Raw genomic sequence first — 19,932 nt, forward strand, 5'->3', positions numbered from 1 at the left:
GCCGGATTACTCGGCCGCGGCTTCGGCTTTCGCGGCACGCTCTTTCGCGCGCTCGGTGGCCTTCTTGCCGGGTTGAGCGGCTTTCGGGTTGTTGCGGACGGCCTTCTCGCGGTGGCCGGCAGCTTCGAGGAAGCGGGCGACGCGGTCGGTCGGCTGCGCGCCCTGACCCAGCCAGTAGGTGACGCGCTCCATGTCCATCTTCACGCGGTCTTCGGAGTCTTTCGGCAGCATCGGGTGATAGGTGCCGAGTTTCTCGATGAAGCGGCCGTCGCGCGGCATGCGGCTGTCGGAAGCGACAATCGCGTAATACGGACGTTTCTTGGAGCCCCCACGGGCGAGGCGGATTTTCATAGCCATGTCATGTCTCCTGTATCTGGCTGTTCGGCGGGTTGCCCCGCCATCCGGTGTCTGTGCCTTGTGCGCAGGGCGTCACTTGGCGGTTTGCAGCTTCTCGTGGTGACGGATCACTTCCGAGATGATGAAATTGAGGAAGGAGCGTGCGAACTCCGGGTCGAGTTCGGCTTCGCCGGCGAGCCATTCGAGCCGCTCGATCTGCCGGGATTCCCGTACGGGGTCGGAGGGGGGCAGGGCGTGTTCCGCCTTCAGCCGCCCGACCGCCTGGGTATGCTTGAACCGCTCCGCCAGAGTATAGACCAGGATCGCGTCCAGCCGGTCGATGGAGTCGCGATGATTGCGGAGGAGTTCGGCCGCACGGGCCGTCGCGTCGGTCATTGCAGGCGCTCCGGTGCTGGGTGGCGATAGGCGATGCAGGGGTCTGCGTCGCGGAGGATGACGCTCGGATCGGGCCGCGCGCCCAGCCGTTCGGCAAGGCGGAGCGAGCGGGGATTTTCCGGGCTGATGTAGCTGACCGCCGTCGTCCAGCCGAGCGTGCGGTAGGCCCAGTCGCGCGTCGCCTCGACGGCTTCGCGGGCATAGCCCTTGCCCTCCAGCGCCGGGTCCCACAGCATCCAGCCGATCTCCGCTTCCGGCCAGCCCTCCGGGAACCACGGGCCTGCCATGCCGACGGCGGTATCCTCCGTCCCTTTCAGGGTGATCGCGAAGCTGCCGTAGCCGCGGAGCGTCCAGTGGCCGATGACCCGCGCCAGCACTTTCCAGGCATCCTCGGCATCGAGGGGGCCGCCGACGAAGCGGGAGCGGTCGCTGGCGAAGAAGGCGGAGAAATTCTCCACGTCCCGCGCGTCGAGGCCGCGCAGCACCAGCCGCTCCGTCCGCAGGACGGGTGGTATGGCCATGCCTCTGTGACGCGCGAACAGCTTCATTTCTTCTTGCCGATCCCCGAAAGACCGGCGGGCAGCGTCAGCCCCCTGGGCATGCCCGGCGCCGCGGGCATCTGGTTCTGGAGCGCTTTCAGTGCGGCCGGGTCCATGCCCTTCGCCAGCGCTTCCGGGTCGCCCTTGCCGAACATCTTCATGGCCTGCTTGAGCATGCCGCCTTTGCCCATCTTGCCCATTTTCTTCATCATGTCGGCAGTCTGGCGATGCATCTTGAGAAGTTTGTTGAGGTCGGACACATCCATTCCCGCCCCCGCCGCGATCCGCTTCTTGCGGCTGGCCTGCAACAGGTCGGGATTGGCGCGTTCCCGCTTCGTCATGGACTGGATGAGCGCGATCTGACGGCGGATCATCCGGTCATCGACACCGGCTTCCTCCATCTGTTTTGACATCTTTCCCATGCCCGGCATCATGGACATCATGCCCTGCATGCCGCCCATCTTCAGCATCTGGTCAAGCTGCATGCGCAGGTCGTTCATGTTGAACTGACCCTTCTGGAAGCGCTTGAGCATCCGTTCGGCCTGTTCGGCCTCAAACGTTTCCTGCGCCTTTTCGACAAGCGCGACGATATCGCCCATGCCGAGGATGCGGCCCGCGACGCGATCCGCGTCGAAGGTCTCCAGCGCGTCCATCTTCTCGCCAAGGCCGACGAAGCGGATGGGCTTGCCCGTGACCGCGCGCATGGAAAGCGCAGCGCCCCCGCGCCCGTCGCCGTCCATCCGGGTGAGCACGACGCCGGAAATGCCGACCTTGCCGTCGAACTCCGTCGCGACGTTCACTGCGTCCTGGCCGGTCAGGCCATCGACCACCAGCAGCGTTTCGCGGGGCTGGGCCACATCGCGGACGGCCTGGACCTCATCCATCAGCACTTCGTCGATGTGCAGCCGGCCGGCGGTGTCAAGGATATAGACATCGTAGCCGCCGAGCGAGGCCTGCGTCTTCGCCCGCTTCGCGATCTGGACAGCGTTCTCCCCCTTGACGATCGGGAGCGTGTCCACGCCGACCTGCTGGCCGAGGATCGCAAGCTGCTCCATCGCCGCGGGCCGGTTGGTGTCCAGCGAGGCGAGCAGGACGCGCTTGCCGTTCCTGTCCTTCAGCCGCTTGGCGATCTTGGCGGTGGTGGTGGTCTTGCCAGAGCCCTGCAGACCGACCATCAGGATCGGGGCGGGCGGGTTGTCGATCTTCAGCGAACCGGGATCGCCGTCGCCCTTGAGCACATGGACAAGTTCGTCATGGACGATCTTGACGACCTGCTGCCCCGGCGTGACCGATTTCGTGACATGCTGCCCCGCGGCCTTCTGCTGGACGGCCTTGACGAAATCCCGCGCGACGGGAAGCGAAACGTCCGCCTCCAGCAGCGCGACGCGGACCTCGCGGAGCGCGGTCGCCACGTCCTCCTCGGTCAGCGCGCCCTGACGGGTGAGCCGCTCGAAGACGCCGCCAAGGCGTTCGGACAGGTTCTCGAACATGCGCGATCCTCCTCGGACCAGTTTTCCGGCCGTGACCGGGTATTCCAAAACGACAACGGCACCCGTGGGCGCAACGCGCTGACGGATGGCGATCCCCGGCCTTTGCAGGGGACCGGAAGACACAATGCTCCCGGAATTGCGTGACCGATACGCCTTGGAGGCGTCCCTGTCAACACAAAGCCGGCTCATCCGTGGATGGCCGGCTTTGCTCAGTCTATGTCGCGGCGATCAGCCGTTCGCGTAGTCCGGCACTGCAATGGCGGTCGGGTTCTGCGCACCGCGCGTCACGCTGGCGTCATGGTTGAGGATGAGTTCCATGCGCTCGGTGTCATTGTGGCGTTTCGCGTTGTCGAGCTGGATCAGCTCATTGGTGCTGAACCGGGTGGGATCGACGCCGAGTTCGGCAGCAAGCTGGGCTTTGCCCGCGTTGACGCCCTGGGCCATGACGGGAGCGGCGAGGCCGAGGAGGGCGATGGTCATGATGGTCTTGGCAAACATGTCTCTATTCCTTTTCTTCGCTGCAAATGCAGCCTTGTCGGGGGAGGTTGGGGCGCACTGCCCCGGTTGACTCTTCAGTGACGCGTATCGGCGTAACCCGGCACCATCAGCGCCGTGGGAGTGTTCGCGTTACGTGTCACGCCAGCCTCCCTATCCATGATGCGGTTCCAGAGCTGACTGTCGTGGTTACGTTTGGCAGTATCGAGTTGAATGAGTTCGATCAACGTGAAATCCGAGGGATTCACGCCGAGTTCCGCCGCCATCTGCGCCTTGCCGGGGTTGACGCTCTGTGCAGCGACGGGAGCGGCAAGGCCGAGCAGGGCAACGGTCATGATGGTTTTGGCGAGCATTTCTAATATCCTTTCGACACGGAGCCGCGTTGTGGCTCCTAATCTCCCGGTCTTTCCTGTTCCGGTGAGGGTGATATGGGGTATGTCTTTCCGGGGGTGAAGGGCAGATTCTGCAAAAGTCTGTGCATTTATGCACAGGCTCTGTGAGCAGATGAGAGACTTGAAAACGGGAACTATTTCCGTGTTGGCGCTGCGCCGGATTGCGTGAGCGACCGTGATCGTCCGGCATCACCACTGTCCGCGGCCCCATCAGGCATATTGAGAAACGAAATGCCGCGTGCAACTGTCCGTTGTCACGCGTTCAAAGAGCTTCCATGGCCACCGACAACTGGAGCGAGATCAGGACCGCGTATTTCGTCGCGCGTCTGGGCACCGTCAGCGCTGCGGCGGAGGCGTTGGGCGTCCATCATGCGACGGTGATCCGCCATATCGAAGCGCTGGAGAAGCGGCTCGGAACCCGGCTCTTTCACCGCCATGCCCGCGGCTACACCCCCACGGAGGCGGGGGAGGACCTCTTGCAGGTGGGACAGGCGACGGATGAGCAGCTTACCCATCTGCTCAACCGTATTCGCGGCAGGGGGGAGGAGGTCTCGGGCGACCTTCTGATCTCCAGCGTCCCCGGTCTGGCCGATCTCGTGGTGCCTGCCATCGGCCGGTTTCAGGCGCTGCATCCGGCGATACGGGTTCACTACGCCTCGGAGTTGCGGAAGGTCCGGCTGGAATACGGGGAGGCGCATGTGGCGCTGCGCGCGGGATCCGCCCCGGAAGAGCCGGACAACGTGGTCTCTCCCCTGATGGACTATCGTTTCGCGCTCTATGCGACGCGGGAATTCATCGACATGAACGGCTGCCCCGAGACGCCGGAGGATCTGGCCTCCTTCCGCATCGTCGGCGCGTCGGGTGAGGCGTTGCGCGCCCCCTACAACCGTTGGCTGGCCGATTACGTGCCGGAGGACAAGTTCTGCTTCATCTCCCCGGTCGGGCCCGCGCTCAAGGCGGCTGTTCTGGCGGGAATCGGCATCGGCTTCATGCGTGCGGGCTCGCACGAGACGCGGGAGCAGCTGGTGGAGATCTTTCCGGGGCTGGATGAGCCGCGCTGGAACTCCAAGGCTTACATCGTCACCCATGTGGATACGCACCGCACGGCCAAGGTGCAGCAGTTCGTGACCTTCCTGCGTCGCGACGCGCGCAACTGGACCTGAGGGACCCCGCAGGAGCGGCGTGGACAATTCCGGCCCTCCGCCTATAACGGCCCGTGAACGAGGAGCGAAGCGATGCGCAAGGCCACCATCACGCGCCGGACGGCGGAAACCGACATCACCGTCAGCGTCGATCTCGACGGCAGCGGGAGCTACGACAACCAGACCGGGGTCGGGTTCTTCGACCACATGCTGGACCAGCTCGCACGCCATGCGTTGATCGACATGACCGTGCGGGCGACGGGCGATCTGCATATCGACGACCATCACACGGTGGAGGATACCGGTATCGCCATCGGGCAAGCGCTGGCGCAGGCGCTCGGCGACAAGCGGGGCATCCGCCGCTACGGCTCCTGCCACCTGCCGATGGATGACGCGCAGGTGCGGGCGGCGCTGGACCTTTCGGGGCGGCCTTATCTCGTGTGGAACGTCGATCTGCCGACGCAGAAGATCGGCACATTCGATACGGAATTGGTGCGGGAGTTCTTTCAGGCGCTCTCCACCCACGGCGGTATCACCCTGCACGTGGACCGGCTGCACGGGATCAACAGTCACCATATCGTGGAGGCGGCGTTCAAGGCCGTTGCGCGCGCGCTCCGCGAGGCGGTGGAGATCGACCTGCGGAAGGCGGACGCTATCCCCTCCACCAAGGGGGCGCTCTGATGCTGGTGGCGCTGGTCGATTACGATTCCGGCAACCTCCATTCGGCAGAGAAGGCGTTTCAACGCATGGCGGCGGAGGTCGGGCGGACCACCGTCACCGTGACGTCTGACCCCGACGTGGTCGCACGGGCGGACCGGATCGTCCTGCCGGGCGACGGGGCATTCCCCGCCTGCCGGGAGGCGCTGGAAGCGCATGACGGCCTTTTCGACGCGATCTCGGAGGCCGTTCGCGGCGGGGGGCGGCCGTTCCTCGGCATCTGCGTGGGGATGCAGATGCTGGCATCCCGCGGGCTGGAATACCAGCCGACCGCCGGTTTCGACTGGATCCCCGGCGAGGTGCGGCGGATCGCCCCCGCCGATCCCGCGCTGAAGGTGCCGCATATGGGCTGGAACGAGCTTCGGCTGGAGCAGTCCCATCCGGTGCTGGACGGGATCGCGAGCGGCGAGCATGTCTATTTCGTCCACTCCTATCAGCTTCATGTCGCCGACGCGGCGGATCGGCTGGCCTCGGCGGATTACGGCGGGCCGGTCACGGCAATCGTGGGGCGCGGCAATGTGATCGGCACCCAGTTCCACCCGGAGAAAAGCCAGGAGACGGGGCTGAGGCTCATCCACAACTTCCTCGACTGGACACCCTGAGAATGCCGCAGCGGCTGGCGGATACGCTCCACCGGATCGGCGTCGAGATGGCGCAGGTGCAGGAGCGCGGTCGCGTCGCCGACTATATCCCGGAGCTTGGCTGCATCGACCCGAAGCGCTTCGGCATGGCGGTGGTGACGGCGGAGGGGCGCGAGGTGCAGACCGGCGACGCCGACACCAGCTTCTCCATTCAGTCCGTGTCAAAGGTCTTCACGCTGGCGCTCGCGCTCGGCAAGCTGGGGGATCAGCTCTGGCAGCGGGTCGGGCGTGAACCTTCCGGGCAGGCCTTCAACTCCATCCTGCAACTTGAGCTGGAAAAGGGGCGCCCGCGCAACCCGTTCATCAATGCGGGTGCGCTGGTGACGACCGATGCGGTGTTGACGGGCGCGACGCCGCGTGAAGCGCTGGGGTCCGTCCTCCGCTTCATGCGTGCGGCGGCGGAGGATGAGGATATTCATATCGACGCCGATGTCGCCCGGTCGGAGCAGAAGACCGGACACGGCAACTATGCTCTCGCCCATTACATTGCCTCGCATGACAACCTGCTTCACCCGCCGGAGCTGGTCTGCGGCACGTATTTCCACCAATGCGCCATCACGATGACCTGCCGTCAGCTTGCCCGCGCCGGGCGGTTCCTGATGAGCGCCGGGCAGGGGCCGCGGCTGGTTTCGGCGGGTCGCGTCCGCCGGATCAACGCGCTGATGATGACCTGCGGCCAGTATGACGGATCGGGGGACTTCGCCTACCGCGTCGGCCTGCCGGGCAAGAGCGGGGTGGGCGGTGGCCTGCTGGTGATCGCGCCCGGGCGGGCGTCCATCGCGGTCTGGTCTCCGGGGCTGGATGAACAGGGAAACACCCTGATCGGCACGCTCGCCGTGGAGCGTCTGGCGCGCGCGATGGGCTGGTCGGTCTTTGGATGATCTCCGGCAGAAAGCCGCTGTGCAAGAATCCGGTGCCTTCCGTTTCCCAAGCGGCTCGTGAAAGCTATCCTTCCCCGCAGGCTCGGCTGCGGAGAGATGAGCGAATTGAAGATATGAGCGAGTTGACCGGCCCGCCAACAGGTGGCCTGCGGCGCCCCGCATTGCGGCGGTGGGGGGTGCCGCTTGGCCTTGCGGGGGGTGCGGCGGTGCTTGTGGCGGCGGGCGGGCTTGCGCTTCGCGACAGGCCGCTTCATGCGCCCCGCTGGGTGGCCGACCGGGTGGAGGCGGCGGTCAACAATGCCTTGGAGGGTCATGGGCGGCTTGCGCTCGGCGCGGTCGATCTGGTGCTCGATCACGGCTGGCGGCCCCGGTTCCGCCTGTCCGACATCACGCTCTTCGATCAGGCGGACCAGCGGATCGGGACGCTGGCCGACCTGCGGTTCCGTTTGCGGCGGGACGATCTTCTGGCGCTGCGGCTCCGGCCCGATGTGGTGGAGATGGGGCGCGCGACGATGTATCTCCGCCGGTTGCCGGACGGAAGGCTCGACCTCGACGTGGGGCAGACGGGCGCTGCTTTCGGCGCGGTCGGCTCCATGGCGGAGATCATGGCCGCGATCGACGATTTCTTTGAGGAGCCGCTGCTGTCGGGCGTCATTCGGGCCTCCGCCCGGGAGGTTGGCATCCGGCTGGAGGATCAGCGCGTCGGTCAGGTCTGGGAGGTGAGCGATGGCCGCCTCACCGTCCGCCGGGACGGGGCGGGCGTTCGCGTGGCGCTGGATTTCGACCTCGGCGCGGCGGGGGAGCGGCCTGCCGCGGCCAATCTGCTGTTTGAAACCCGGCGCGGCACGCCCGAGGCGAGCTTCAGTGCAAGGCTGACCGACGTCCCCGCCCGCGATGTGGCCTTGCAGGCCCCCGCGCTCGCCTGGCTCTCCGTGCTGGACGCACCGCTTTCAGGAGAGGTTTCCGCGCGGATCGACGGCACGGGGGCGCTGCTTCCCGTCCGGGGCAAGCTCTCCATCGGGCCGGGCGCGGTGCAACCGGAACCGGGGACGCCCCCCGTGCGCTTCCGGTCCGCCGTTCTGGCGCTTGCCTACGATGCCGCGGCGGAGCGGGTGAATTTTGAGCAGATCAACGTCCAGAGCCGCACGCTCCGCTTCTCCGCCACAGGTCAGGCTTTCCTGCGGGAGATGGAGGGCGGCTTCCCTGCTGTCGTGGAGGCCCAGATCGCCGTGTCGGACATGCGCGTCGACCCCGATGGCGTGTTCGAGGCGCCCGTCGGGTTCAGCGACGGGCAGGCCGATCTGCAGCTTCGGCTGGATCCGCTGACGCTCGCCATCGGACAGGCGACGTTGAGCGAGGGTTCCCAGCGGCTTCGCGCCTTCGGGCGGATAGCGGCGCGGCCCGATGGCTGGGAGGTGGCGCTCGACACGACGGTGAACGAGGTGGACCGGCAGCGGCTCATCGCGCTGTGGCCCGTTTCCGTGGCTGGCAAGACGCGGGAGTGGCTGAGCGAGAATGTCTTTACCGCGAACCTGTCCGACGTGAAGGCCGCCGTGCGCCTTCGTCCGGGGGAGGAACCGCGTCTTGGCCTGACCTATGAGTTCCGCGATGGCGAGGTGCGGTTCATGCCGACGCTGCCGCCGATCCGCCACGGCTCCGGCTATGCCGCCATCGACCGCGGACGCTATGCGATGCGGGTCAACGCGGGACAGGTGGATGCGCCGAAGGGCGGGACGCTGGATGTCGCGGGCTCCACCTTCGTTGTGCCGGATATCGAGGAGAAACCTGCCCGCGCAGAGATCGACCTTCAGGCCCGGGGGAGCATCACCGCCGCGCTCTCCGTGCTCGATGAGCCGCCCTTCCGCTTTCTCAGCAAGGCCGAAAAACCTGTCGATCTGGCCGAGGGGCGGGCCGATGTGCGGGCCAGGATCGCGCTCCCGCTCCTCAAGGACGTGAAGTTGCCGCAGGTTGAGTATCACGTCGCAGGCGCGTTGAGCGAGGTGCGCTCCGACCGGATCGTGCCGGGCAGGGCGCTGGAGGCCGCGCAGCTCGACCTGACGGCGGATCGCGACATGCTGCGGATATCCGGTGCCGGGCGGCTTTCCGGTGTGCCGTTTCAGGGGGCGTGGGAACAGCCGCTGGACAAGGCGAAAAGCGACCTGTCCCGCGTGACCGGCTGGGTGGAGCTTTCGCCCGCGGCGCTGGCGGCCTTTGCACCGGGGCTGCCGGAAACGCTGGTTTCGGGGCGGGGACGGGCGGATGTGCAGGTCGATCTGGCCAAGGGCGCCCCGCCCGCGATCCGGTTGGAGAGCGATCTGGCGGGCCTTGGGCTGCGTCTGCCGGAGATCGGCTGGCAGCTTGCTCCCGCGCAGAAGGGCAGGCTCTCCCTCGCCCTCACCGCCGGGAAGCCTGCGGAGGTGCGAAGCCTTTCTCTCACCGCTCCGGGGCTGATGCTGGAGGGTGGCAGGGTGACGCTGAAGGCTGACGATACGCTGGGGACCGCCCGTTTCTCCCGCGTCCGGGCGGGTGACTGGCTCGACGCGCCGGTGGTGCTGACGGGGCAGGGCCGGGGCCGGCCGCCGGCGGTATCGCTGCCCGGCGGGCATGTGAACCTTGCCGCGTTGCCCGATGGCGGCGGCGGCGCGCGGTCGGCGCGGAGCGCGGCGCCCTCGCGGGGGAGCAGCGTGCCGATTACCTTCACGCTCGACCGGGTGGACGTGGGCAAGGGGCTGTTCCTGACCAATGCCAGCGGTGCGCTGGAGACGGGCGGCGGGATTCACGGCACGTTTCGCGGTCTGGTGAACGGGGTCGCCGGTCTGACGGGGGAGGCGATCGCCACGGGCGGGCGACCTGCGCTTCGATTCAGCGCCAAGGATGCAGGCGCGCTGATCGCCGCCATGGGGATCACGCCCCGGGCAGCGGGCGGCGCGCTTTCCCTCTCCCTCACACCGCGGACGCAGGCCGGAGAGTATGACGGACAGCTCGCCATCGAGGACATGCGGCTTAGGGAAGCGCCCGTGCTGGCGCAGCTTTTGTCGGCGGTGAGCGTGGTCGGCCTTGTGGAGCAATTGGCGGGGGGCGGCATCCTTTTCAGCGACATCCGCTCAGACTTCCGCTTGACGCCGGGCGCGGTGGAGGTGAAGAGCGGCTCGGCCACGGGCCCCTCGCTCGGCATCTCCGCCGCCGGGGTCTATCTTCTGGGGAGCAGGCGTATCGAGATGCAGGGTGTCGTTTCCCCCCTCTATCTGCTGAACGGCATCGGCGCCGGCCTGACCCGGCGGGGCGAGGGGCTGATCGGCATCAACTACACCGTCTCCGGCACGGCGGATGATCCCCGGATCGGGGTGAACCCGCTCTCGATCTTCACCCCCGGCATGTTCAGGGAACTGTTCCGCAGCGATCCGCCGCGGCTTGCACAATGACACTCAGGCTTTCCGACTTCGACTTCGACCTGCCCGACGATCTGATCGCGACGCGGCCCGTCCGCCCGCGCAGCGCGGCGCGCCTTCTGGTGGCAGAGGGCGATCGCATCAGCGACCGGCGGGTAAGCGATCTGGTAACGCTTCTCCGCCCTGGCGACCGGCTGGTGCTGAACGATACCAAGGTGATCCCGGCCCGGCTCTCCGGCCTTCGCATCCGGGGGGAGGTCAGCGCACGGGTGGAGGTGACGCTGCTGGAGGCGACGGCCTCGGGCGGCTGGCGCGTGCTGGCCCGCCCCCTTCGCAAGCTGAAACCCGGCGACATCCTCATCTTCTCCGACCGGCTTTCAGGGGAAGTGCGGGAGCGGAACGAGGCCGACGCGGTGATCGCCTTCAACCTGACGGGCGGAGATTTCGATACCGCGCTGGCAGAGGCGGGCTCCATGCCGTTGCCGCCCTATATCGCCGCCAAGCGCCCTGCGGATGAACAGGACAAGGAAGACTACCAGACGGTGTTCGCCCGTCGCTCCGGCGCCGTGGCGGCCCCGACCGCCTCGCTGCATTTCGATGAGCCGCTCCTTGCCGCTCTGGCGGAGCGGGGGGTCGCGTTCTCGCATGTGACGCTGCATGTAGGCGCGGGCACCTTCCTGCCGGTGAAGGTGGAGGATGTGACGACCCACCGGATGCATGCCGAATGGGGCGAGGTCACCGCCCGCGCGGCGGAGGAGATCGCGGCCACGCGTCTGGCGGGAGGGCGGGTGATCCCCGTCGGGACTACCGCGCTCCGCCTCATCGAAAGCGCTTCCCGGGGTGGTGAGATCGCGCCGTGGGATGGGGAGACCGACATCTTCATCTATCCGGGTTTCCGCTTCCACGCGACGGACGGACTCATCACCAACTTCCACCTGCCGAAATCGACGCTGCTGATGCTCGTCTCCGCGCTGATGGGGATGGACCGGATGCGCCGCGTCTATGCCCATGCGGTGACCGAGAGGTATCGTTTCTTCAGCTACGGCGATGCCTCGCTCCTGCTGCCGCAATAGGATGCGCGGCCCTCGCCTCTGTCGCGGCGACGGGGGCTGCAACCAGAGCGCTGCCGCTGGATCCGGTGGGGGGCGCTTGTGAGAAATCCCGCGCCTTCCGCCGTCCGAGGGCGGCTCCGGTTCTCTTGCGGGTCGGCCCTTATCCCGCCGCGCGGATGGCGTCACACCGGGATGTGTTGAGGTTGCGTTGATGCGACGCAAGGTAATCCCCCTTGTTCCGGCCCTCAGGTGAGATAGGGAAGGCAGATCGGAGGCGCGTCATGCTCGAAGTTCTCAGCCGTTCCTGGCCCCTTCTGTTCGGGGTCTTCCTCATGCTTGTCGGCAACGGCATGCAGGGTACGCTTCTGGGTATTCGCGGCGGCATCGAAGGGTTCTCCACTTCGCAGATGTCGTGGATCATGTCCACGTATTTCCTTGGGTTTCTCGGGGGGTCGCTTCTGGCGCCCCGCTTGATCCAGCGGGTCGGCCATGTGCGCGTGTTCGCGGCGCTGGGGTCGCTGATCTCCGCGCTGCTCATCCTCTATCCGGTGCTGCCGGAGTGGGTGGCCTGGGCGACGTTCCGGCTGCTGATCGGCTTCGGCTTCTCCGGTGTCTATGTGACGGCGGAAAGCTGGCTCAACAATTCCTCGACCAACGAAACCCGCGGCAAGGCGCTGTCGCTCTACATGATCATGCAGAGCGGGGGGATCATCGTCGGGCAGGCGCTGCTGAATGTCGCGGATCCGGCAGGCTTCCTGCTGTTCGTGATTCCCTCGGTGCTGGTGTCGCTCTCCTTCACGCCGGTCCTGTTGTCCGTGGCACCCGCTCCGGCCTTTGAATCCACGCGGCCCATGAGCATCCTGAAACTCATGCGCATGTCGCCGCTCGGGTGCTTCGGCACCTTCGCGATGGGGGGCGTGTTTTCCGCGCTGTTCGGCATGGCCTCCGTCTGGGGCGGGCTGGAGGGGCTGACGGTTGCGCAGATCTCGGGCTTCGTCGCGGCGATCTATTTCGGCGGGCTTGTCGTCCAATACCCGATCGGTCAGCTTTCGGACCGGATGGACAGGCGGCAGCTCATCCTCGTCATCGCGCTCGTGGGTGCTTTTGTGATGATGATCGCGGCGGCGCTGGACCTTCCCTACGCCCTGCTGCTCGGCGTGGCCACCGTCATCGGCGGCGTGGCGAACCCGCTCTACTCGCTCTTCATCTCGCATACCAACGATTATCTGGATTCGAGCGAAATGGCGGCGGCTTCAGGCGGTCTGCTGTTCCTGAACGGCTGCGGAGCCTTCATCGGGCCGTTGATCACCGGCTGGGCAATGACACGGCTCGGGCCGAATGGGTTCTTTCTCTATATCGGCGTGCTGCTCGTTGCGATCACCTTCTACACGGCATGGCGCATGATGCGCCGCGAGGCGCCGGTGGCGACAGGTGCGATGGCCGTGGTGCCGCCCTCCGCCGGGGTCGTCGCCATGGAGGCGGCGATGGAGGTCGCCTCGGAGGCCGTTCCCCCGCCCGAGGAGGAGATACCCGGGGAGGAGGCGCCCGAGACCTCCGGGACAGCGGAAGAGACGGAACCACAAAGGGAATCCACGGGTTCCTGAGGCGTTGCGCCGGGGCGGCTGACCTGTCAGCTTCGCCCGGCAGATGCCGAAGGAGATCCCATGACCCCGCACGACGTTCTCGACTTCTGGACCCGCCAGCATGGCCCGGAGGACTGGTACAAGTCCGATCCCGCGCTTGACGAGGCGATCCGCAGCCGCTTCCTCTCCGCCTGGGAGCAGCTCGATGAGGGCGGTCTGACCGACTGGATCGACGGGCCGGAAGGGGCACTGGCCTACATCATTCTCGCCGACCAGTTTCCGCGCAACATGTTCCGCGACGACCCCCGCAGCTTCGCCACCGACCCGGCTGCGAGAGCCGCGGCAAGGCGCGCCATCGATGAGGGCTGGGATCTCGCCATACAGGAACCGACGCGCCAGTTCTTCTACCTGCCGTTCATGCATTCAGAGGATATGGGCGACCAGAAGTTCTGCATCGCGGCCGTGCAGGAGCGGATGCCCGAAACGGGGGAGAGCACGCTGCTCCACGCCCGCGCCCATGCGGAGGTGATCGACACCTATGGCCGCTTTCCGCACCGCAACGAAGCTCTGGGCCGGCGGACGACCTCGGACGAAAAGGACTATTTTGACGAGGGCGCCTATGGCGGCGTCGTCCGCAAGCTGCAGGAACGGGATGCGGATTGAACGGTGTTGAAAGATAGTTTAACGTCAAACTAATTTCCGAACGAGGATGAGTGATGGCTTCCAGCTATGATGTGATCGTGATCGGCTCCGGCCCCGGCGGCTATGTCTGCGCCATACGCGCGGCCCAATTGGGGATGAATGTCGCCATTGTGGAGCGGGAACATCTGGGAGGCATCTGCCTCAACTGGGGCTGCATCCCCACCAAGGCGCTGCTCCGTTCGGCGGAAGTGCTCCACCTGATGCACCGGGCAAAGGATTTCGGCCTGAAAGCCGGTGACATCGGCTATGATCTCGATGCCGTCGTCCAGCGGTCGCGGGGTGTGGCCAAGCAGCTTTCCGGCGGCGTGGCGCATCTGATGAAGAAGAACAAGATCACCGTGGTCATGGGCACTGCCAAGCTCGCCAAGGGCGGCAAGGTTGTGGTGACGACTGAGAAGGGCACCGAGGAGTTGACCGGCAAGGCCGTCGTGCTCGCCACCGGGGCACGCGCGCGGGAGCTGACGGGGCTGGAGGCGGACGGCGATCTGGTCTGGACCTACAAGCATGCGCTGCTGCCCAAACGGATGCCGAAGAAGCTGCTGGTCATCGGCTCCGGCGCCATCGGCATCGAATTCGCCAGCTTCTACAACACGCTGGGCGCAGAGACGACCGTGGTCGAGGTGATGGACCGAATTCTGCCGGTAGAGGATGCGGAGATCTCCGCCTTCGCCAGGAAGCAGTTCGAGAAGCAGGGGATGAAGATCCTCGAAAAGACCACGGTGAAGAAGCTGGATCGTGCGAAGGGCAAGGTCACCGCGCATCTGGAAGCCGGGGGCAAGACCACGACGGCGGAGTTCGACACCGTGATCTCCGCCGTGGGGATCGTCGGCAATGTCGAGGATCTCGGGCTGGAAGATGCCGGTGTGAAGATCGACCGCACCCACGTGGTGACGGACGAATTCTGCCGCACCGGGGTCGATGGCGTCTATGCGATAGGCGATATCGCCGGGGCGCCCTGGCTCGCGCATAAGGCCAGCCATGAGGGTATCATGGTGGCGGAACTGATCGCGGGTGGACATCCGCATCCGATGAAGCCGGGTTCCGTCGCGGGCTGCACCTATTGCCACCCCCAGATCGCCAGCGTCGGCATGACGGAGGCGAAGGCGAAGGAGGCTGGTCATGAGGTGAAGGTGGGCAAGTTTCCCTTCATCGGCAACGGCAAGGCCATCGCTCTGGGAGAGACCGAGGGTATGGTCAAGACCGTGTTCGATGCCAAGACCGGGGAGCTTCTGGGAGCGCACATGGTCGGTGCCGAAGTGACCGAGATGATCCAGGGCTACGTGATCGGCAGGACGCTGGAAACCACGGAGGCGGAGTTGATCGAGACGATCTTCCCGCACCCGACGATATCGGAATCGATGCACGAAGCGGTGCTGGCGGCCTACGGGCGCGCGATCCACATCTGACTGCGGGAACCTGAAGGGGGAGCCTGAAGGCGGGGCATCGAACCCCGCCCTCAGGCGCTGCCGCCCTCCGCTGACGCGGGTGGGTGAGGAGGGGTGCCTTTGCCCTTCATGGGGCGGGGGCGAAGGGTCTTTGCACCCTGATGGCGGAACCACTCTTCGACGACCGCCCAGCCCAACCGCAACGTGCCTTGGAGGCTTTTGAGCCGGGCTGTGCGGTTGCGGGAAAGTTTTGGGGTGTGGCCGGCCCGGATCACCGATTTTCTGACATTTCGACGCGGATTTGCCGGAACCGAGGCCGATAGCCACCTGCGGGGCCTTTGGCAGTTGGCAATGGCGGCTTGGCTCGAACGCCCCGGATAGCCCAGCACCAGAAACGGATTGCGCGTCGAGGGAAGGCCTGTCGGGGATTTGCCATCCCGGACGGCTGGGGCAACAGGCGCCGGTGCACTGTCCGGCCCGAGGAATGACTCGCACGAAAGCCTGCAATGGAGCGAAGCTGTTGCGGCGTTCACTCATTGTTCACATTTTGCGGTTGGAGACTCGGCCGTGAATGCCTATCTTCTGTCCCTGTCCTGTCCCGGAGCCTCCCATGGAACAGAAGTTCATCTCCGTCCGCGGCGCACGCGAGCATAATCTCAAGAATGTCGATGTGGATATTCCGCGCGACAAGCTGGTGGTGCTGACGGGCCTCTCCGGGTCGGGGAAGTCGTCGCTGGCCTTTGACACGATCTATGCGGAGGGGCAGCGGCGCTATGTGGAGAGCCTGTCGGCCTATGCACGGCAGTTTCTGGACATGATGCAGAAGCCGGACGTGGATCACATCTCCGGTCTCTCGCCCGCCATCTCCATCGAGCAGAAGACCACGTCGAAGAACCCGCGCTCCACCGTGGGCACCGTGACAGAGATCTACGACTACCTCCGTCTGCTCTTCGCGCGGGTGGGGGTGCCCTACAGCCCCGTGACCGGCCTGCCGATCGAGGCGCAGCAGGTGCAGGACATGGTGGACCGGACGCTGGCCCTGCCCGAAGGCACGCGGGCCTATCTGCTGGCGCCCATCGTGCGCGAGCGGAAGGGCGAGTACCGGAAGGAAATGCTGGAGCTGCGCAAACAGGGCTTCCAGCGCGTCAAGGTTGATGGGCAGTTCTACGAGCTGGACGAACCGCCGACACTGGACAAGAAATTCCGCCATGACATCGACGTGGTGGTGGACCGGATCGTCGTGCGGCCGGGGTCGGAGACGCGGCTGGCCGACAGCTTCCGCACCGCGCTCGATCTGGCCGACGGCATCGCGATACTGGAGACCGCGCCGACGGACGGCGAGCCGCAACGCATCACCTTCTCCGAGAAGTTCGCCTGCCCGGAATCCGGCTTCACCATCCCGGAAATCGAACCGCGCCTGTTTTCCTTCAACGCGCCGATGGGGGCCTGTCCGGTCTGCGACGGGTTGGGGGTGGAGCTGTTCTTTGACGAACGGCTGGTGGTGCCGGACGTGACGCTGAAGGTCGCGGATGCCATCGCGCCTTGGGCCAAGTCCAAAAGCCCCTATTACCGCCAGACCATCGAGGCGCTCGCCGATCACTACGGCTTCGATCCGAAGACGCGTTGGAAGGATCTGCCGGAGAAGGCGCGCGATGTCTTCGTCAACGGCTCGCGCGGCGAGGAGGTCACCTTCCGCTACGATGAGGGGGGCCGCGTCTATCAGGTGAAGCGCGCGTTCGAGGGTGTCATCCCGAACATGGAGCGCCGCTACCGGGAGACCGATTCCGCCTGGAGCCGCGAGGATCTGGAGCGTTACCAGAACAACCGCCCCTGCGCGGCCTGCCACGGCTACCGGCTGAAGCCTGAGGCACTCGCAGTCAAGATCGCTGGCCTGCATGTCGGGCAAGTGGTGGAGAAATCCATCCGCGAGGCGCATGACTGGGTGCTCTCCGTCCCCGAAACGCTGACCGAGCAGCGGAACGAGATCGCCCGCGCGATCCTGAAGGAGATCAGGGAGCGGCTGGGCTTTCTGGTCAATGTCGGGCTGGATTACCTCACGCTGTCCCGCTCCGCCGGCACGCTGTCAGGCGGGGAAAGCCAGCGCATCCGGCTGGCGAGCCAGATCGGATCGGGGCTGACGGGGGTGCTTTATGTGCTGGACGAGCCGTCCATCGGCCTGCACCAGCGCGACAATGACAGGCTGCTGGAGACGCTGAAGAACCTGCGGGATGCCGGGAATACCGTGCTTGTGGTGGAGCATGACGAGGATGCCATCCGCACCGCGGATTACGTGCTCGACGTCGGGCCCGGCGCGGGCGTCCATGGTGGAGAGGTCGTGGCGCAGGGAACGCCCGAGCAACTGGCGGCGGATCCCGCCTCGCTCACCGGGAAATACCTCTCCGGCGAGCGGGAGATCGCGGTGCCCAAGGAGCGGCGCAAGGGCAACGGCAAGAAGGTGACGGTGGTCAATGCGACCGGCAACAACCTCAGGAACGTGACGGCCGATTTTCCGCTGGGCAAGTTCGTCTGCGTGACGGGCGTGTCCGGCGGCGGCAAGTCCACCCTGACCATAGAGACGCTGTTCAAGACGGCTTCCATGCGGCTCAACGGCGCGCATCAGACGCCGGCCCCCTGTGACACGGTGAAGGGGCTGGACCATTTGGACAAGGTGATCGACATCGACCAGCGCCCCATCGGGCGCACGCCGCGCTCAAACCCCGCCACCTATACCGGCGCTTTCGGGCCGATCCGGGACTGGTTCGCCGGTCTGCCCGAGGCGCAGGCGCGGGGCTACAAGCCGGGACGCTTCTCCTTCAATGTGAAGGGAGGGCGGTGCGAAGCCTGTCAGGGCGATGGTGTCATCAAGATCGAAATGCACTTCCTGCCGGATGTCTATGTCACCTGCGAAACCTGCAAAGGCGCGCGTTACAACCGGGAAACGCTGGAAATAAAGTTCAAGGGCAAGAGCATATCGGACGTTCTTGATATGACGGTTGAAGACGCGCAGAGCTTCTTCAGCGCGGTCCCCTCCATCCGGGAGAAGATGGACGCGCTTGTTCAGGTGGGGCTTGGCTACGTGAAGGTGGGTCAGCAGGCGACCACGCTTTCCGGCGGTGAGGCGCAGCGGGTAAAACTGTCGAAGGAGCTTGCGCGCCGGTCCACAGGCCGCACGCTCTATATCCTCGACGAGCCGACGACGGGGCTGCATTTCGAGGATGTGCGCAAGCTGCTGGAGGTGCTGCACCAGCTTGTCGATCAGGGGAATACGGTGGTGGTGATCGAGCACAATCTCGATGTCGTCAAGACGGCCGACTGGATCATCGACATCGGCCCCGAGGGCGGTGACGGAGGGGGGCGCATCGTCGCCACGGGCACACCCGAGGCTGTGGCGAAGGTGTCCGACTCCTATACGGGGCACTACCTTGGCCCGCTGCTGAAACCGCGCCGGATGGCCGCGGAATGAGCGTGCAGGCCTGCCTCAACGGCGCCCGCCGCGCGGGGTCGCATCCGACGCTGCCGGTCACACCTGCCGAACTCGCCCGTGACGCGGCCCTCTGCCGCGCCGCGGGGGCGGAGACCGTGCATCTGCATGTGCGCGATCACGGCGGGGCGGAATCGCTGCACCCGGAGCATGTGGCCGAAACCCTGACCGCCGTTCGGGAAGCGGTGCCCGGCATGCCGGTAGGCATTTCCACCGGGGCGTGGAACCCGCCCTATGGCCAGCGGCTTGCAGCGATGGCGGAATGGTCGGTTCGCCCGGATTTCGTCTCCGTCAACCTCTCCGAGGCCGACGCGCCGGAGGTGATCGCTCTCATGCAGCGGCAGCGGATCGGGGTGGAGGCCGGGTTGAGCTCGCTTGAGGATGTCCGCCGCCTGTTGCCGCTTGAGCCCGGCAACTGTCTGCGTTTTCTCGTAGAGATGGAAACCGCCGATTTCGCGGCGCAACGCGAGGAGGCGGAGGAAATGATCCGCCGTCTCGCAGATACCGCCCCGCATGTTCCGGTGCTGTTGCACGGGATGAATGCGACCGCGTGGCGTTTCGTCGATATGGCGGCGGAGCAGGGTCTGGCCACGCGGATCGGGCTGGAGGACGTGCTCACCCTGCCGGACGGTTCCCCCACCGACAATCCGCGGCTGGTGGCCGAAGCGGTCAGGCGGTATCCCGCGATCTAGCCGGGGGGTTGCAGGTTTGGACCGGCATCGACACCGGGAACGATGATCGTTCGCCTTCGGATCTGATCCTGCAATTGCTGTCGCTGCCGGATCTGATCCTGCAGCGCATTGTTCCGCTGCTGGTCCATCTGCTGCCTTTGGTTGTCGATCTGCTGATTGCGGCGGCGCAGTGCATCGGCGCTGTCGGGTGTCTGGGCACACCGCATGCCGGGCGGGCAGGTGGTTTGGGCGAGGGCTGGCCCCGACATGCCCAACGTGATCGTCAGGGCCAGTGCCGACAGGAGAGCGCGCTTCCTCATCATCCCCCCATCAGCCGGTCATAGGACAGCATGATCTGTGCCACGCGTTGGCTGCTATCGTCCACCATCACCACCCAGCCTTTCAGCACACGGTAATGATAGCCGCGCGGCGGCGTCGGCAGACGGCTGCGCGCCGCCTGCTGGAAGGGCGGAGCCGCGCGCGCGCTGTCTCCCAGCTCGGGCGCGTTTCTCGGCAGTTCGCTTCCATCCCACGCATAGCCATAGCGCGGCGTGTAAGACGGTTGCGATGGCCACGGGTTGAAGGGAATTGTCATCAGCCCCGCCAGCAACCCCGTCCAGATCGGACTGGAATCCGAATA

General features: G+C 66.0%; 19 protein-coding genes. 11 read left to right on the top strand and 8 right to left on the bottom strand.

The window, feature by feature from the left end; genetic code table 11:
• Nucleotides 1-6: 6 nt before the first annotated feature.
• From rpsP to CDV49_RS07315, 6 genes are all read right to left on the bottom strand, one after another.
• On the bottom strand, nucleotides 7-357 hold the full coding sequence (gene rpsP, locus CDV49_RS07290; RefSeq protein WP_088214884.1) for a 30S ribosomal protein S16: 351 nt from the start codon (nucleotides 355-357) through the stop codon (nucleotides 7-9).
• Between the two features lie 72 nt (nucleotides 358-429).
• A complete protein-coding gene (locus CDV49_RS07295) occupies nucleotides 430-732 on the bottom strand; it encodes a chorismate mutase (RefSeq protein WP_088214885.1) in 303 nt (100 codons plus the stop codon).
• The gene (locus CDV49_RS07300; RefSeq protein WP_088215037.1) at nucleotides 729-1,253 is read right to left on the bottom strand and encodes a GNAT family N-acetyltransferase; all 525 of its coding nucleotides are present in this window, start codon (nucleotides 1,251-1,253) and stop codon (nucleotides 729-731) included. Before CDV49_RS07300 ends, CDV49_RS07295 begins: the two co-directional genes overlap by 4 nt.
• A 23-nt stretch (nucleotides 1,254-1,276) precedes the next feature.
• Nucleotides 1,277-2,761 carry a signal recognition particle protein gene (gene ffh / locus CDV49_RS07305; RefSeq protein ID WP_088214886.1) on the bottom strand — a complete coding sequence of 495 codons (1,485 nt, stop codon included), beginning with the start codon at nucleotides 2,759-2,761 and terminating at the stop codon, nucleotides 1,277-1,279.
• A 228-nt stretch (nucleotides 2,762-2,989) separates the two neighbouring features.
• Nucleotides 2,990-3,259, bottom strand: coding sequence for a hypothetical protein (locus tag CDV49_RS07310; protein ID WP_088214887.1), 270 nt, complete (start codon nucleotides 3,257-3,259; stop codon nucleotides 2,990-2,992).
• Between the two features lie 74 nt (nucleotides 3,260-3,333).
• A complete protein-coding gene (locus CDV49_RS07315; protein ID WP_088214888.1) occupies nucleotides 3,334-3,609 on the bottom strand; it encodes a hypothetical protein in 276 nt (91 codons plus the stop codon).
• A gap of 314 nt (nucleotides 3,610-3,923) precedes the next feature.
• On the opposite strand from CDV49_RS07315, the gene CDV49_RS07320 reads away from it, so the two are divergent.
• The 11 genes from CDV49_RS07320 (at nucleotide 3,924) to CDV49_RS07370 (ending at nucleotide 19,313) form a co-directional block, all read left to right on the top strand.
• Entirely contained in the window at nucleotides 3,924-4,811 is an 888-nt protein-coding gene (locus CDV49_RS07320; RefSeq protein ID WP_088214889.1) for a LysR family transcriptional regulator, read from the top strand.
• 72 nt (nucleotides 4,812-4,883) lie between these two features.
• Nucleotides 4,884-5,471, top strand: a complete 588-nt coding sequence (gene hisB / locus CDV49_RS07325; protein WP_088214890.1) for an imidazoleglycerol-phosphate dehydratase HisB — start codon at nucleotides 4,884-4,886, stop codon at nucleotides 5,469-5,471.
• A complete protein-coding gene (gene hisH, locus CDV49_RS07330; RefSeq protein WP_088214891.1) occupies nucleotides 5,471-6,109 on the top strand; it encodes an imidazole glycerol phosphate synthase subunit HisH in 639 nt (212 codons plus the stop codon). The genes hisB and hisH overlap by 1 nt, the downstream gene beginning before the upstream one ends.
• A 2-nt stretch (nucleotides 6,110-6,111) precedes the next feature.
• Entirely contained in the window at nucleotides 6,112-7,029 is a 918-nt protein-coding gene (locus CDV49_RS07335) for a glutaminase (RefSeq protein ID WP_088214892.1), read from the top strand.
• Between the two features lie 113 nt (nucleotides 7,030-7,142).
• On the top strand, nucleotides 7,143-10,451 hold the full coding sequence (locus CDV49_RS07340) for a YhdP family protein (RefSeq protein ID WP_143413132.1): 3,309 nt from the start codon (nucleotides 7,143-7,145) through the stop codon (nucleotides 10,449-10,451).
• The gene (gene queA / locus CDV49_RS07345) at nucleotides 10,448-11,491 is read left to right on the top strand and encodes a tRNA preQ1(34) S-adenosylmethionine ribosyltransferase-isomerase QueA (RefSeq protein WP_088214894.1); all 1,044 of its coding nucleotides are present in this window, start codon (nucleotides 10,448-10,450) and stop codon (nucleotides 11,489-11,491) included. The genes CDV49_RS07340 and queA overlap by 4 nt, the downstream gene beginning before the upstream one ends.
• A gap of 260 nt (nucleotides 11,492-11,751) precedes the next feature.
• Complete coding sequence (locus tag CDV49_RS07350) at nucleotides 11,752-13,074, top strand: MFS transporter (protein ID WP_088214895.1); 1,323 nt, start codon at nucleotides 11,752-11,754, stop codon at nucleotides 13,072-13,074.
• 60 nt (nucleotides 13,075-13,134) lie between these two features.
• Nucleotides 13,135-13,716 (top strand): DUF924 family protein, encoded by a 582-nt coding sequence (locus CDV49_RS07355; protein WP_088214896.1) that lies wholly within the window; start codon nucleotides 13,135-13,137, stop codon nucleotides 13,714-13,716.
• A gap of 50 nt (nucleotides 13,717-13,766) precedes the next feature.
• The gene (gene lpdA, locus CDV49_RS07360; protein WP_179209139.1) at nucleotides 13,767-15,161 is read left to right on the top strand and encodes a dihydrolipoyl dehydrogenase; all 1,395 of its coding nucleotides are present in this window, start codon (nucleotides 13,767-13,769) and stop codon (nucleotides 15,159-15,161) included.
• A 589-nt stretch (nucleotides 15,162-15,750) separates the two neighbouring features.
• A complete protein-coding gene (uvrA, locus tag CDV49_RS07365) occupies nucleotides 15,751-18,603 on the top strand; it encodes an excinuclease ABC subunit UvrA (protein ID WP_088214898.1) in 2,853 nt (950 codons plus the stop codon).
• Nucleotides 18,600-19,313, top strand: a complete 714-nt coding sequence (locus CDV49_RS07370) for a 3-keto-5-aminohexanoate cleavage protein (RefSeq protein WP_088214899.1) — start codon at nucleotides 18,600-18,602, stop codon at nucleotides 19,311-19,313. The genes uvrA and CDV49_RS07370 overlap by 4 nt, the downstream gene beginning before the upstream one ends.
• On the opposite strand, the gene CDV49_RS07375 is transcribed toward CDV49_RS07370, so the two are convergent.
• Together CDV49_RS07375 and CDV49_RS07380 are read right to left on the bottom strand one after the other, a co-directional pair.
• Nucleotides 19,310-19,612: a hypothetical protein gene (locus tag CDV49_RS07375; protein ID WP_143413133.1), complete on the bottom strand. Its 303-nt coding sequence runs from the start codon at nucleotides 19,610-19,612 to the stop codon at nucleotides 19,310-19,312. The two genes, CDV49_RS07370 and CDV49_RS07375, sit on opposite strands and share 4 nt — an antisense overlap.
• Nucleotides 19,612-19,887 (bottom strand): hypothetical protein, encoded by a 276-nt coding sequence (locus CDV49_RS07380; protein ID WP_143413134.1) that lies wholly within the window; start codon nucleotides 19,885-19,887, stop codon nucleotides 19,612-19,614. Before CDV49_RS07380 ends, CDV49_RS07375 begins: the two co-directional genes overlap by 1 nt.
• Nucleotides 19,888-19,932: the final 45 nt, after the last annotated feature.

The organism is Haematobacter genomosp. 1, assembly GCF_002196855.1.
Taxonomy (GTDB): Bacteria; Pseudomonadota; Alphaproteobacteria; order Rhodobacterales; family Rhodobacteraceae; genus Haematobacter.

Excerpts from the sequence above, each read along its gene's own strand:
- CDV49_RS07370 (WP_088214899.1), top strand. The coding sequence starts at position 18,600 with ATGAGCGTGCAGGCCTGCCTCAACGGCGCCCGCCGCGCGGGGTCGCAT.
- CDV49_RS07340 (WP_143413132.1), top strand. The coding sequence starts at position 7,143 with ATGAGCGAGTTGACCGGCCCGCCAACAGGTGGCCTGCGGCGCCCCGCA.
- CDV49_RS07355 (WP_088214896.1), top strand. The coding sequence starts at position 13,135 with ATGACCCCGCACGACGTTCTCGACTTCTGGACCCGCCAGCATGGCCCG.
- CDV49_RS07380 (WP_143413134.1), bottom strand. The coding sequence starts at position 19,887 with ATGACAATTCCCTTCAACCCGTGGCCATCGCAACCGTCTTACACGCCG.
- uvrA (WP_088214898.1), top strand. The coding sequence starts at position 15,751 with ATGGAACAGAAGTTCATCTCCGTCCGCGGCGCACGCGAGCATAATCTC.
- CDV49_RS07350 (WP_088214895.1), top strand. The coding sequence starts at position 11,752 with ATGCTCGAAGTTCTCAGCCGTTCCTGGCCCCTTCTGTTCGGGGTCTTC.
- CDV49_RS07335 (WP_088214892.1), top strand. The coding sequence starts at position 6,112 with ATGCCGCAGCGGCTGGCGGATACGCTCCACCGGATCGGCGTCGAGATG.
- rpsP (WP_088214884.1), bottom strand. The coding sequence starts at position 357 with ATGGCTATGAAAATCCGCCTCGCCCGTGGGGGCTCCAAGAAACGTCCG.
- hisB (WP_088214890.1), top strand. The coding sequence starts at position 4,884 with ATGCGCAAGGCCACCATCACGCGCCGGACGGCGGAAACCGACATCACC.
- queA (WP_088214894.1), top strand. The coding sequence starts at position 10,448 with ATGACACTCAGGCTTTCCGACTTCGACTTCGACCTGCCCGACGATCTG.
- CDV49_RS07310 (WP_088214887.1), bottom strand. The coding sequence starts at position 3,259 with ATGTTTGCCAAGACCATCATGACCATCGCCCTCCTCGGCCTCGCCGCT.
- CDV49_RS07315 (WP_088214888.1), bottom strand. The coding sequence starts at position 3,609 with ATGCTCGCCAAAACCATCATGACCGTTGCCCTGCTCGGCCTTGCCGCT.
- ffh (WP_088214886.1), bottom strand. The coding sequence starts at position 2,761 with ATGTTCGAGAACCTGTCCGAACGCCTTGGCGGCGTCTTCGAGCGGCTC.
- hisH (WP_088214891.1), top strand. The coding sequence starts at position 5,471 with ATGCTGGTGGCGCTGGTCGATTACGATTCCGGCAACCTCCATTCGGCA.
- CDV49_RS07295 (WP_088214885.1), bottom strand. The coding sequence starts at position 732 with ATGACCGACGCGACGGCCCGTGCGGCCGAACTCCTCCGCAATCATCGC.
- CDV49_RS07375 (WP_143413133.1), bottom strand. The coding sequence starts at position 19,612 with ATGAGGAAGCGCGCTCTCCTGTCGGCACTGGCCCTGACGATCACGTTG.
- CDV49_RS07320 (WP_088214889.1), top strand. The coding sequence starts at position 3,924 with ATGGCCACCGACAACTGGAGCGAGATCAGGACCGCGTATTTCGTCGCG.
- CDV49_RS07300 (WP_088215037.1), bottom strand. The coding sequence starts at position 1,253 with ATGGCCATACCACCCGTCCTGCGGACGGAGCGGCTGGTGCTGCGCGGC.